General features: G+C 52.0%; 15 protein-coding genes. 8 read left to right on the top strand and 7 right to left on the bottom strand.

Annotated features, from left to right (window positions below; all coding sequences use genetic code 11):
• The first annotated feature begins 99 nt into the window (after positions 1–99).
• Together AB6B37_RS07965 and AB6B37_RS07960 are read left to right on the top strand one after the other, a co-directional pair.
• Positions 100–741, top strand: a complete 642-nt coding sequence (locus tag AB6B37_RS07965; RefSeq protein WP_371398359.1) for a uridine kinase — start codon at positions 100–102, stop codon at positions 739–741.
• A 10-nt stretch (positions 742–751) separates the two neighbouring features.
• Positions 752–2,014 carry a NupC/NupG family nucleoside CNT transporter gene (locus AB6B37_RS07960; protein ID WP_371398358.1) on the top strand — a complete coding sequence of 421 codons (1,263 nt, stop codon included), beginning with the start codon at positions 752–754 and terminating at the stop codon, positions 2,012–2,014.
• On the opposite strand, the gene AB6B37_RS07955 is transcribed toward AB6B37_RS07960, so the two are convergent.
• From AB6B37_RS07955 to thiE, 5 genes are all read right to left on the bottom strand, one after another.
• Positions 2,011–2,949, bottom strand: coding sequence for an isopenicillin N synthase family dioxygenase (locus tag AB6B37_RS07955; RefSeq protein ID WP_371398357.1), 939 nt, complete (start codon positions 2,947–2,949; stop codon positions 2,011–2,013). The two genes, AB6B37_RS07960 and AB6B37_RS07955, sit on opposite strands and share 4 nt — an antisense overlap.
• 9 nt (positions 2,950–2,958) lie before the next feature.
• Positions 2,959–3,573 (bottom strand): thymidine kinase, encoded by a 615-nt coding sequence (locus tag AB6B37_RS07950; RefSeq protein ID WP_371398356.1) that lies wholly within the window; start codon positions 3,571–3,573, stop codon positions 2,959–2,961.
• 170 nt (positions 3,574–3,743) lie between these two features.
• Complete coding sequence (locus tag AB6B37_RS07945) at positions 3,744–4,244, bottom strand: fasciclin domain-containing protein (protein WP_371398433.1); 501 nt, start codon at positions 4,242–4,244, stop codon at positions 3,744–3,746.
• A 343-nt stretch (positions 4,245–4,587) separates the two neighbouring features.
• A complete protein-coding gene (locus AB6B37_RS07940) occupies positions 4,588–5,646 on the bottom strand; it encodes a tetratricopeptide repeat protein (RefSeq protein WP_371398355.1) in 1,059 nt (352 codons plus the stop codon).
• The gene (thiE, locus tag AB6B37_RS07935) at positions 5,574–6,239 is read right to left on the bottom strand and encodes a thiamine phosphate synthase (RefSeq protein WP_371398354.1); all 666 of its coding nucleotides are present in this window, start codon (positions 6,237–6,239) and stop codon (positions 5,574–5,576) included. Before thiE ends, AB6B37_RS07940 begins: the two co-directional genes overlap by 73 nt.
• An 85-nt stretch (positions 6,240–6,324) precedes the next feature.
• Between thiE and AB6B37_RS07930 the strand changes: the two genes are divergently transcribed.
• The 5 genes from AB6B37_RS07930 to AB6B37_RS07910 all read left to right on the top strand — a co-directional run bounded on the left by AB6B37_RS07930 (position 6,325) and on the right by AB6B37_RS07910 (position 10,854).
• Positions 6,325–7,953: an alkaline phosphatase gene (locus AB6B37_RS07930; protein ID WP_371398353.1), complete on the top strand. Its 1,629-nt coding sequence runs from the start codon at positions 6,325–6,327 to the stop codon at positions 7,951–7,953.
• A gap of 108 nt (positions 7,954–8,061) precedes the next feature.
• Positions 8,062–8,292, top strand: coding sequence for a Flp family type IVb pilin (locus AB6B37_RS07925; RefSeq protein WP_371398352.1), 231 nt, complete (start codon positions 8,062–8,064; stop codon positions 8,290–8,292).
• A gap of 116 nt (positions 8,293–8,408) precedes the next feature.
• Positions 8,409–9,569, top strand: a complete 1,161-nt coding sequence (locus AB6B37_RS07920; RefSeq protein WP_371398351.1) for an acyltransferase family protein — start codon at positions 8,409–8,411, stop codon at positions 9,567–9,569.
• 25 nt (positions 9,570–9,594) lie between these two features.
• Positions 9,595–10,407, top strand: a complete 813-nt coding sequence (locus tag AB6B37_RS07915; protein ID WP_371398350.1) for a thymidylate synthase — start codon at positions 9,595–9,597, stop codon at positions 10,405–10,407.
• 144 nt (positions 10,408–10,551) lie between these two features.
• Complete coding sequence (locus AB6B37_RS07910; RefSeq protein ID WP_371398349.1) at positions 10,552–10,854, top strand: GIY-YIG nuclease family protein; 303 nt, start codon at positions 10,552–10,554, stop codon at positions 10,852–10,854.
• Between the two features lie 150 nt (positions 10,855–11,004).
• On the opposite strand, the gene AB6B37_RS07905 is transcribed toward AB6B37_RS07910, so the two are convergent.
• Positions 11,005–11,547, bottom strand: coding sequence for a VUT family protein (locus AB6B37_RS07905; protein WP_371398348.1), 543 nt, complete (start codon positions 11,545–11,547; stop codon positions 11,005–11,007).
• A 58-nt stretch (positions 11,548–11,605) separates the two neighbouring features.
• Here AB6B37_RS07905 and AB6B37_RS07900 point away from each other — a divergent pair, with 58 nt between their 5' ends.
• Positions 11,606–12,130: a dihydrofolate reductase gene (locus AB6B37_RS07900; protein WP_371398347.1), complete on the top strand. Its 525-nt coding sequence runs from the start codon at positions 11,606–11,608 to the stop codon at positions 12,128–12,130.
• A gap of 78 nt (positions 12,131–12,208) precedes the next feature.
• On the opposite strand, the gene AB6B37_RS07895 is transcribed toward AB6B37_RS07900, so the two are convergent.
• A complete protein-coding gene (locus AB6B37_RS07895; RefSeq protein ID WP_371398346.1) occupies positions 12,209–12,859 on the bottom strand; it encodes a TIGR02466 family protein in 651 nt (216 codons plus the stop codon).
• Positions 12,860–12,949: the final 90 nt, after the last annotated feature.

Below are 12,949 nucleotides of genomic sequence, written 5' to 3'. Positions count from 1 at the left end.
CCACACGTCATGTGAAACACTGTATAATCACTGGTCAAAAGGGGGCTTTCGCGCTAACAATTGTGCGAAGTGTAAAGACTGGGTCACGACGGGTTTTCTGTGTCATATATTATCGCCATTGTCGGGGGCAGTTGCTCTGGGAAGACGACGCTTGCGGGGCATTTACATGCCAAGCTAGGGATCAAGAACTGCATGGTCATCAGGCAGGACGATTACTACGTCGATATCCGTGACCGTGTATCGGACGGGACTATCCCCAATTTTGATATTCCAGAAGCCATTGATTTTGACGCTCTGCGTGATGATGTCACGGCCTTGAAAGCGGGGCAATCTGTGGCGCTCCCCAATTATGATTTTGGCACCCACATGCGCGAGAGAGCGTCAGCGCCCATTCGGCCGCGCCCTTACATTATAATAGAAGGTCTTTTGCTGCTGACCTGTCCCAATATGCGAGAGCTTATTGACTATAGCTATTATATTGAATGCCCCACCAACCTACGGTTTGCGCGGCGGCTGACCCGAGACGTAGCAGAGCGCAACCGCACGGAAGAATTTGTGCAAAAGCAGTTTTTTGAAGATGTAGAGCCCGCCCACGAAGCTTTTGTCAAACCAAGCTCAAAACTTGCCGACACGGTTATTGCCCAAGAACAATACACGGCTAATCTTGACACCCTTCTTGACGAAATGGTGACAAGGTGTAACGCATTAGCCCCAATGGAAAAAAGCGCCACGGCGCCGTAAGGGGACCATCATGCATCATCCAGCCTTTGGCCTTTTGGGCATGGCCCTTATCCTGTTGGTCGCGTTTCTAGCCTCCAACGACCGCAAATCTATTCGGCCACGTGTTGTGCTGGTCTGTTTTGCGCTGCAAGTCCTGATCGCTGTTTTCGTTCTCTACTCAAGCTTTGGGCAATCGTTGCTTGGGACGATGTCTGAAAAGATTACCACGCTTCTGTCTTATGCGGATGCCGGTATTGATATGGTCTTTGGCGGGCTGGCCGGCGACAATATCGGGTTTAGCTTTCTTGTGCGGGTTCTGCCTGTTGTGATTTTCTTCGCGGCCCTGATGGAAGTGCTTTACCATTTAAAAGTCATGCAGTTCATTGTACGTTACGGCGGCAAAGGCATTCGCTGGCTGACGGGAACAAAGCCTGTGGAGAGCCTAAACGTGGTGGCCAATATTTTCGTGGGCCAAACCGAAGCCCCGCTAAGCCTCAAGCCTTACCTGCCGGGTATTTCCAAAAACGAGCTTTTCACCATTATGGTCTCGGGTCTTGCGTCTATTTCGGGGACGGTCATGGCGGGCTATATCCAATTGGGGATTGAACTTGAATATCTTATCGCCGCCTGTTTTATGTCTGCGCCAGCGGGACTATTGATGGCCAAAATTATCATGCCGGATCCAATTGCCCCCGTTGTAAATGCAGGGGTCGAAGCGGCTGACGCGCCTGTTGTCCCAGACACAGATATCTTTAGCATCGCGGATGAGCGCAAGCATCCCAATGTCATCATGGCGGCGGCTGTTGGTGCGCAGAACGGTATTCAATTGGCGGTCAGTATCGGCGCGATGTTGCTCGCATTTGTCTCGCTGATTGCGCTGTGTAACGGGCTGCTGGGCTGGGCTGGCGGATTTTTCGGGCAAGGGGATTTGACCCTTCAATCTATCCTTGGATGGATATTCGCGCCCGTCATGTATATGCTCAACGTGCCGTGGGCGGAAGCCCAACAAGCGGGCGCTATTTTCGGCGAGAAAGTCGTGCTGAACGAATTTATCGCCTACCTTAGCCTTGTTGACGTGCAGGGTGATTTGTCACCGCGTACCGTCGTTATCTTGACCTTCGCGCTTTGCGGTTTTGCCAATCTTGGCTCTATCGCGATCTTACTGGGTGGTCTCGGCGCGCTTATTCCTGACCGTATGTCTGATATTGCAGAGATGGGTATAAAGGCCGTGTTTGCGGCCTCGCTTGCCAATTTGATGAGTGCCGCCTTGGCGGGTATCCTCGTCGCGATCTAGGGCTTTATGAGGCCGATTTCGACGAGCCGCTCATAGAGATAATCTGCCGCTGTAATCTCTGGTTCTGCCACGCCGCCGCGCGCAAGGCATGATGGGATGGGTTTAATTACTGCATCAGGATTTAAGTGCATAAAGAACGGCATGGAATAACGCGGGAATTTCGCGCGTTCTGGTGTTGGGTTTAACACACGGTGCGTCGTGGAAGGCAGTATGCAAGCGGTGAACCGTTGGAGCATATCGCCGCAATTGACCACGAGCGAGCCTTGGGACGGGTTCACATCTATCCAGCCGTCCACTTTATGTTTGGCCTGTAGCCCCGCTTCTTCCGCGCCCAACAATAATGTAATCAAATTAATGTCCTCATGCGCACCCGCCCGTACAGTGCCTTCGGGTGGGGGGCTCATCTGCGGCGGGTAATGCAGCAGACGCAGAATGGAATTACCGTTATCCACACGGCTATCCCACCAGTTTTGATCAAGCTCCAAATATATTGCCACCGCTTCCATCAGGTTGCGGCCAAAATCGTCCAAGGCATGATATAGCGCGCGGGTCGCGCCGTCAAAGCTTGCGACTTCTGTGACGGACGGTGTGTCTTTCATAATCGCGCGGTAGGGCGAAGCCGCATCAAGCGCGCGGCCTGTGTGCCAAAATTCTTTCAGGTCATGCACCGCACGGCCTTTGGCGTTTTCAACACCGAATGACGAATGCCCGCGCTGGTATCCGTCATCCGCATCTTCATAGGCTTTCTTGGCAGCCTCGGGCAGGGCGAAGTAATCTTTCGCCGCTGCATTTACTGCGTCAATCACGGATTGATCAACGGGGTGATGGTCAATAATGGCAAAGCCTGTTTCGACAAAGGACTGTCCCAGCGCTGCCGCGAAGGCGTTGGGGTCGCGCGACCACAGGGAGTAATCAATGGGCGTGATTGTTGTCATGACATTACTCTATAAAAGTGAGCGTTTGGTTTTGGCCTTCATACCGTCTGTATCCTGTTCGCGCCAGTGCTTGCGGCATAAGCTAACGTAGCGCTCATTCCCGCCAATCTCAATCTGCGCGCCTTCGGTTTCGGCTTCGCCTGTGCGGGCTTTGCGAAGAGTCATGGTCGCTTTGCGGCCACACCAGCACAGTGTGCGTAGTTCGCGCATGACGTCCGCCACAGCCAGCAATGTCGCGCTACCAGGGAATAGCTCGCCTTTGAAATCAGTACGCAGGCCGTAGCACATCACAGGGACGTTCAAATCATCTGCGACTCGGCCCAATTGCCAGACTTGCTTGGGGGTCAGAAACTGTGCTTCGTCAATGAAGACACAATCAATGTGTTTATCATTATGGGCTTTGGCAATATAAACCTCGAGGTCATGGGTCGGCTTAATCAATTCTGCCGTTGCCTTTAGGCCGATGCGAGAGATAATCTCGCTACTGTCAGTTTCACGGCTATCAATAGCGGGCTTTAGCAGTAGCGTATGCATGCCGCGTTCAAGATAGTTATAAGATGATTGCAACAAGATGGTCGTCTTGCCCGCATTCATCGCAGAATAACTAAAGTATAATTTTGACATGCACTCACTCGACCATTGCTTCATGCGATCTATGTCGCTTGGCATTGTGGTAAAGTGATTTGAGCGCGCTCTACAAGGGATTAATTGGGCGAAATTGCGGACGGTCAAAATCACCAATAAAAAAGGCGGACCCTTTCGGATCCGCCAATATTAGTTAGGTGTCAAACCGACTATGATTTGCCTTGGATCGGTAGAAGAACGCTATCGACCACATGCACAACACCATTGGATGTTTTGACATCGGCGAGGGCGACGCCAGCAACACCGCCGTTTTCGTCACGCACTGTCAATGTGTCGCCGTTCAGTACCGCTGTTAGGGTATCACCTGACACTGTCTCGACTGATACAGAGCCGCCGTTTTCTTTGGCGAGCTTTACAATGTCTTTGGCTTTCAGTTTACCAGCGACAACGTGGGCCGTTAGGATGCCTGTTAGCTGTGCCTTGTTCTCTGGCTTTAGCAACGTTTCCACTGTGCCAGCGGGGAGGGCTGCGAACGCGTCATTAACGGGCGCAAATACTGTGAACGGGCCTTCGCCAGACAATGTGCCGACGAGGTCAGCGGCTTTGACGGCTGCGACGAGTGTCGAGAGGCTCTCTGTCGCAACAGCTGTCTCGACGATATTTTTCTTGGCCTTTTTCTTATAGCCTGCATTTTGGATCGTTGCGCCCATCACAGTCGTTTGGTGTGCATTGGCTGTTTTGATGTATGTGCTGCTGGCAGTTTTCGTGCTGCTGCAATCACCCGCAAACGCTGTCCCTGCAAAGGCAAGGCTGGCTGTTGATAGGGCGGCGATGCGTAGTGTTTTAGAAAGGGTTGTCATAATTCTCTCCTAGGTGGCCGAGCAAGGGGGAGGAGGCTTGGCCAAAATTGACCCTCGAAAATGCGAGGACATAAAGGCTACGGAGGGAAAATTACGTTAGTTTGCACCTGACGAAAATGTCATCTAGCCGTTAGTAAGATGTCATGAATTTGCGACAATCTGGCGCAATCCAAAGAGGTTTAAGAGCGACTGCCTATAATCCGGCGCGGTTTCTCGCGCGCATTAGGACGGCTTGGTCCACATTATCCTCAAGACGCTTACGCAGCACTTTGCGGTCTGTGTCATAATCATCGACACCGCTTTCACCCGATTTCAGCAGCCAGAAATAGGCGTCTTCAAAGTTTTGCGGCACGCCTTCGCCTTTGGCCAAGGTAAAGGCATAAAGAAACTGCCCTTCGCTGTCGCCGCCATTGGCAGAGCGTTTAAACCAATCCGCTGCCGCGTCGATGTCGCGTTCCACGCCAGCCCCTTGATAAACCAAAAGACCGTAATCGGCTTGCGCGCCAGCAATGCCAGACTCTGCGGCTTGGCGCATTAACATAGCAGCTTTGCGTCCATTCGGACGGATATCGAGGTTTTCGGCATACATAACGGCGGCGATATAGGCGGCCTCTGCGTCGCCCGCATCGGCGGCCTTTTCATACCATTGAAGCGCCGATTTGGGATCAGTTTCAATCAGGCTGTCTCCCATTTTGCGTGCGCCGCTAATATCGCCAGCGTCGGCGGATTGACGGAGCCAGACTTTGGCTTTCTCGGGGTCTTTGGCGATACCAATCCCTTTTTGATACATTTCGCCAATGGCGCGGCGTGCATCTGTCCGGCCCGCTTGGGACGCTTGGGAGAAATAGGCCAAAGCATCGGCCGGCATTAATCCGCCGCGTGATTTCAGGGCCATTTTACCAAGCAGCACTTGCGCGTCGGTATTTCCAAAGCTGGCGGCTTGGCGAAACCAATCAGCAGCCTCTTTGTCATTGATGATACCGGCTTCGCCGTTCATCAGCATGTTGCCAGCCAGTACCATCGCTTCATCATTGCCCGCTGTGGCGGCGATTTTAGCATTAGCAAGGGCGAGGTCATAGTTTTTTGCGTCATAGGCGCGCAAGGCGTCTTCAAATGTGACCACGCTTTGGGTGCTATTTAATGTCCAGTCGGGCTTGGTCGTGGCAAAGCTAGGGGCGGCTAGTCCTGCGCTGAGTGACAGAGCGCTGATAAGGCAGAGACTGCGGAAGCTGGTCCGTCCGGATGCGCCCATATGCCCGAAGACACGGCGATAAAATCCGCGCCCGCCGCTATCACTGAGGCGGCATTGGCCACGGTTATCCCGCCAATCGCGACGCAGGGTATTTCGACAGCTTCTTGCCACCATTCCAAAATCTCCAATTCTGCACGGGCTTTGGGCGTCTTGGTTGGCGTGTCAAAAAACGCACCAAACGCAACATAGTCGGCCCCAGCCTGTGCGGCCTTAAAGGCCAATTCTTTACTGTTATGACAGGTCACACCAATAATGGCATCCCCGCCTAGCAGTTCGCGGGCGCTGAAATAGTCCATATCGTTTTGTCCGATATGAACGCCGTCTGCGCCGCAATCATCGACAATGGTGGGGTCGTCATTGATAATCACGTCCACGCCATGGCTATGACATAAGGGCACAATAGCGCGCGCTGCCTGAACAACGTCTGAACTATCCATTACATCTCCGTTAGGTGTTTTTAGCCGAATTTGTAGGCAGGCGACAGGGGCAGCGGTGATTGCGGCCTCCAGATGTTTTAAAAACACGTCCATGTCAGGAATGGACGGCGGCGTGATGAGGTAAATCTGGCAGGGAATAGTGTCATTATCGGTCATAGAAGCTTTATGACCTGATGCGGCAATTAGGTCTACAGCTAACCACGCGGCTATGGTAATGAGGCGTAAGATTTAGGAGACTCAGATGCGTTTATTGTTTGGATTATTGGCGGCGACAGCCTTAACGGCCTGTACGCAGGCCACTGTAAACTCAACCGAGATAACAGAGCCTGTCAAAGCAGCGGTCGTTCCTGCTGCAATTACGAGCAATGCGTCAGCGTCTACGTGGTATAATACGGGGGCGAGCGATATCGCGGCGGCTAACGCAGCCATGGCGTCGATTAATACGAAACGTGGTTCGGCAAAGAACATCATCCTGTTCGTGGGTGACGGTATGGGCGTGTCTACCGTCTCTGCGGCGCGTATTCGCGATGGCCAAATTAAAGGCGGGCAGGGCGAGGAAAACCAGCTTAGCTTTGATAAATTCCCATTCACGGGCCTGTCAAAGACTTATAATGTGGACGCCCAAACCCCTGATAGCGCAGGCACAATGACCGCGATGATGACGGGCGTGAAAACCAATATTGGCGTCATCGGTATCAGCAGGCCTGAGACCCGCAATGACTGCGCCGCGGCCAAAGCCGTGGAAATCCCAAGCGCGCTGCAACACGCTGAACTTATGGGCAAGATGACGGGCATTATTAGCACGGCGCGCATTACACATGCCACACCCGCAGCGACTTATGCTCATTCCGCCAATCGTGGATGGGAAGACATATCGGATATGCCCAAAGCCGCCATTGAGGCGGGCTGTATTGATATTGCGGCGCAATTTGTAAACTTGCCTGACCGGCTGAAGGCTGCGGACGCAAGCTATGATGATATCGGTATTGATGTCGCCTTTGGTGGCGGTCGTCGGCATTTTCTGCCCAAAGACGCTGCGTTTAATTCGTCTGATGCGGATAGTGATATTGAGGGCGACCGCACAGATGGTCGCGATTTGACCAAAGAATGGGTCGAGAAAACGGGCGGGCAATATGTCATGGACCAAGCGGGCTTTGATACGATTACGACAACACCTGTGCTGGGCCTCTTTTCCGAATCCCATATGCGCTATGACTCTGACCGCTCAAAAGATAATCGCGGTGAACCCAGCCTCGCGCAGATGACTGCCAAGGCGATTGACCTCTTAGATGATAATGAAAACGGCTTTTTCCTGATGGTCGAGGCAGGCCGCATTGACCACGGTCACCATGCGGGCAACGCTTATAACGCCCTACAAGACACAATATCATTATCAGAGGCCGTGGACGCGGCGCGCCAAGCCACGAGTGATAAAGACACGCTTATTATTGTAACAGCCGATCATAGCCACGTCATGACGTTCGCGGGATACCCGAAGCGCGGCAACCCGATCCTCGGCCCTGTCGTTGGTGTCGGCAAGGATACGCCCAACCTCGCTGATGACGGCAAGCCCTATACGACATTATCCTATGCCAATGGACGCGGATTTGGCGATTTGGGCGACAGCACAGATGCCGACGCGCTTTATGACGTTGACATCAATGCGGGCCGTCAGTTGACCTTGGATGTGGACACGACAAAGCCCGGTTTTCGTCAAGAAGCGCTCGTGCCGCTAAATTCTGAAACGCACGGCGGCGAGGACGTGGCGATTTACGCCTCTGGTCCTGGCGCACACCTTGTATCAGGCGTGCATGAGCAGAATGTGATTTTCCACATTATGAACCATGCGGGCGGTTTAACAGGGGAATAGGGTCGCGGTTAAACATGGGCATTGCGCATTATTTAAGTCCAGCTTAACCCTGTTTCATAGGGGTTTTTTGACCTAATATATCTATACTCCCATTCTGTGGGGTAGATTATGTTTAAAATATTAAAGTCATTTTTCAAAAATTCATCTGGCGCAACGGCTCTTGAATACGGCCTTGCGGCGGCGCTTATTGGTGTTCTTATGGTGACGGGAGTCACGGCTGTAGGTAAGCAATCAAAGGCGCAGCTAAGTTGCACATCATCGGTCGTTAAAAGAGCAGATACGATAAAACGTCCTGAGCGGTTTATGGAAAATTGCAAACGCAATCGTTCCAAGAAATAAAGTTATCAGTTAATGCGACTTGCATTGCGCCTGTAACCAAGACGAATACTGTCACTACTTTTCTCTTTTGGCGCTAATTTTGCATGACATGACGTAAATTTACGTCGGAGCCTGTCATGGTTAGCCATACATACCAAACACATCTGTCATTATGGCAGCGATTGAACCAGATTGACACAAACGCCTTGTCGCCAACGTCAGCTTATGGGTTCATTCCAGGACTTGATGGTTTGCGTGCGCTCTCGGTATTGATTGTTTTGGTTGCCCATATGGGGCTGGATCACATTGTTCCGGGTGGTTTCGGGGTCACAGTTTTCTTCTTTATTTCAGGCTTTCTCATCACGCGTTTGTTGATCGCAGAACAAGAAGCTAAAGGGCGAGTGAATTTGCCGATGTTTTACATGCGGCGCTTTGCACGGCTTTATCCTGCGCTGTTATTCATGGTGTTTGGCACGACATTAATTTCGGGCCTGATGGGTTATGGTCTGCCGACGAAAACCGAATTTCTAGCCGCCGTGTTCTACTTTACCAATTTTTACCAAGTTCATGCCGCATCAGTGGATTACAGCCCGTTGATGAGTTGGACACCACTCTGGTCACTGGCGGTGGAAGAGCATTTCTACCTGCTATTTCCGTTGCTCGTCTTGGCGGCAGGTTTGGTGTGGAAACGCCTGCATATGGCTGTGCTGGCGATTATCGTAATGGTGCCGCTGTGGCGTATGTTTGTTTACTTTAACCTGAATGTGCCTGTGTCAGATTATAATTACATGATGACGGATGCGCGGATCGACAGCATTGCTTGGGGCTGCCTCCTCACCATTATGCTGCACCGCAAAGGCATAGAGGGTCTACGTTTGATCACGGGTGTCTTGCCAGTGCTGGTGGCAGGCGCAGCCCTGCTCGCGAGCTTTATTATCCGTGATGACAGCTTTCGTTATATCTTTCGCTTTTCCCTGCAAGGGGCCGCGATTTGTGTGCTGATTTTGAATCTCTATTACCTCGCCAAACTGCGTTGGGCGTTTAAGGTCTTGGAGCTTGCGCCGCTGGTTTGGATCGGCAAGACGTCTTACGCGCTCTATCTATGGCACTACCCTGTTTATGATTTCGTGCACCGCAATATGGATGTGGACGCGTGGTCAATCGCACTGACCCTTGTGATTAGCTTTGTGATGACGGCCATTAGTTTTTACATGGTCGAAGGGCCGTTCATGAAACTTCGCAAGCGCTTTGGTAGCCACATTCCTGTGCGCAAAGCCGCCCCTAGCGCTAGCGGGTAAGGCTCGAATCGGCTAGCGTCTTTAGATGCAGCAATATCTCGACCTCTTATCTCATGTCATGGAAAACGGTGTAGACCGCGGTGACCGCACGGGCACTGGTACCCGGGGGGTGTTTGGCTATCAAATGCGCTTTGACCTCGCGAACGGGTTTCCAATGGTCACAACCAAGAAACTGCACAAAAAATCAATCGTTCATGAGCTGATATGGTTCCTCGCGGGCGATACCAATATTGGCTATTTGCAAGATAACAAAGTCAAAATATGGGACGCTTGGGCCGATGAAAACGGCGACCTTGGCCCTGTCTACGGTAAACAATGGCGACGTTGGGAAGGCCCAGACGGAGCCGTGATTGACCAAGTGTCAAAGGTTATGGAGGCGATTAAGGCCAATCCCTATTCACGCCGTCATATCGTCTCCGCGTGGAACCCCGCCGATGTCGACGACATGGCCCTGCCGCCGTGTCATTGCTTGTTCCAATTTTTTGTCTCGCCCAGCAAAGACGGCGGCAAAGACAAGCTCTCGTGCCAGCTTTACCAACGTAGCGCCGATATCTTCCTCGGTGTGCCGTTTAACATCGCGTCCTACGCACTACTCACCCATATGATGGCGCAAATCTGCGACCTCGATGTCGGGGACTTTGTCCATACATTTGGCGACGCGCATATATATAGTAACCATTTCGAGCAGGTGAGGGAGCAACTCACGCGGAAGCCGTTCTCGCTGCCAAGATTAAAGCTGAATAAAGATGTTAAGTCGCTCTATGACTTTACCTATGAGGATGTGAAGATATTGGGCTATGAGGCGCATCCGCATATCGCGGGGAAAGTGGCGGTTTAGACGAGATTTCACGACATGGGCACCGGGCGACTGCGTCGCGTCGGTGTGACATGATTTAAGTGTTGTCATTCCGTCGCGAGCGTCGCTCGCCCGGAAACCATTTCGTGAAGTGGCAAGGTGGTGCAAATTGCGTTAGACATAATAATGGTCAAAAATTTTCACGTTTACATTATGGCAAGTCACAAGAACGGTACGCTTTACATTGGTATGACCAGTGATTTGGCTGGGCGTGTTTTTGACCATAAGGAGAGCCGCCTTAAAGGGTTTACGCAGCGGCACAATGTAAAGCGGCTCGTCTATTACGAAGCCTGCGAAGATGCTAATGAGGCGATTGAGCGTGAGAAGTTTTTAAAAAAACAAAGACGCGATTATAAAATTAGGATGATAGAGCGGGATAACCCTGAGTGGTATGATCTATATGGGGATATGCGTTATCTGAGTTATTAAACGAGATTTCACGACATGGGCACCGGGCGACTGTGTCGCGTCGGTGTGACATAATTTAGGTGCCGTCATTCCGTCGCGGCCCGAAGGGACGCCCGGAAACCATGTCGTTAGGTTTCAGGGGTGGACAAAATCTGTTGGCCTTGGCCGCTCTTATCGCTCTATCCGCTGCTTGATAATCCACCATATCACAACGGCCCCGACCATCTTACCACCCACGCTCATGACCACGTTCGGCACAGTAAATTGCGCGTCACGAATAAAACTCGCGCCATACAGGAATGCCGTTGTGTCAATAGGCGCGGCAATCGCGGAGGAGAGCAGAACGCGGGTTGAGAGCTTATATTTCGTGAAGGTGAACATGGCGTAATCGATAAGTTCCGAGATGAGGAACGCCGCCCCGCTGGCCAGCGCGAGCTCGGCCCCGCTGGTGACATAGGTCAGGAACAGCGCGAGAAACATGGCAATGAGGACTTCATGCCCAATTTCCCTTTGCGCGAAATCCCGCACGACAAGGACGAGGCCCGTCACGACTGTCACCGGATTAAACGCCCAGCCAACTAATCCCGGCAGTTCGACCATAGGCGCCCAGGTAAAGCTCCAATTGATAAACGGGATCAGCAGGATATAGACAAGCGTATATTTAAAGTAACGCAGTGACGTTTTGGGCGGTTCGCGGTCCGAGTATGATGACATTTTGTCCCTCCAGCAGCTTTGACTATACGCGGCTACGGCCTTGGTGTAACCCGACATTATGTCTACGAATCCTATGCTCTCTTTGATTGTTGCAAAATCGCGAAATGGCGTGATCGGCGTTGACGGCGATTTGCCGTGGCGTTTGTCATCTGATTTGAAGTTTTTCAAAGCGACCACACTTGGCAAGCCCGTCTTGATGGGCCGCGTGACATGGGAGAGCTTGCCGTTTGCCTTGCCGGGCCGCCCTAATTTGGTGCTGACCCGTAATAGCGATTATAGCGCGCCAAAGGCCGAAGTTTTCACAGATTTACACGCCATGATCGGACGGGGCTATGAGCTTGCAGGGCTGACAGGGACAGATGAGGTCATGTTGATCGGCGGCGCGACGCTTTATGCCAAGTTAATGCCCTATGTGGACCGCATGTATATTACTGATGTGGACGCGATGATTGAGGGTGACGCCCATTTCCCCGCGGTTCAAGCAAGCGAGTGGACATTGGTATCAGAGACGCCGCATGTGCAAACAGATAAAGACGACCATCCCTTTGTTGTGAAGGTGTATGAGCGGCGGAGTGATTTGTAAGCGTGCAATTGTGCCACTGCCTAAATCGCCAGCGATTTAGGCAGCTTATTCACATTGATTATCAATCAAATTATGACGCTACGCGTCAGCGACCGAGACCATTAGATTAAACGCAATACTAATCCGCTCGCGCGTGCCTTTATAGGGACGCACACTATGGTTCATCCATGCGGGGAATAACACCATGCGGCCATTTTTGGGACGGATAGGTGTTTGGGAATATTGCGGTTTGCCGTCAGGATAGCGGTTCACAAGCTCTGGCATATACATCACATTGGTCGGAAAGCGCGGGTCGACGAGCAGAAGCTCACCCTCGACATCCACGTCGGGGCTGTCCTCGCCGACATCGACATAATACACACCAGACCAAAGCGCGCCGGGATGGCAATGCATTTGATTGCTATTGCCGGGGCCAGACACATTGGCCCACATCTGCACGTCAAATTCAAAGTCGCGTTTGCCGTGCGGATGAATATCAGCCGTCGCGCTGGCCACAACATTAATCGCTTCGCCCAAAATGACGCGGGCGGCGTCTTCGGCCCACACCATCATGTCCACTTCGGAATGCCAGCCGCCATAATTGGACCGTTTAATACCCGCGTCTGCTTCACGTTTCGCGAGGATACGCTCGGTCAAATCAGGATTTAAATAGCCAGCCCCATCAAGGTCATGCAGGATGACGGGCGTTGGGTATAAGAACAATGTCTGTGCGGGCTGATCGGTTAGCATAAAAACCTCAAAACGAAATGCGAAAATGAAACGGATAAGACTTGATATATAGTGCGCCGCGCACCACATATAGTGCAAATGTAAATTACG

This window comes from Fretibacter rubidus (assembly GCF_041429785.1).
GTDB classification, from domain to species: Bacteria; Pseudomonadota; Alphaproteobacteria; order Caulobacterales; family Maricaulaceae; genus Fretibacter; species Fretibacter rubidus.
The sequence above is the reverse complement of the archived record's forward strand: the minus strand, read 5'-3'. Positions and strand labels throughout refer to the sequence as shown.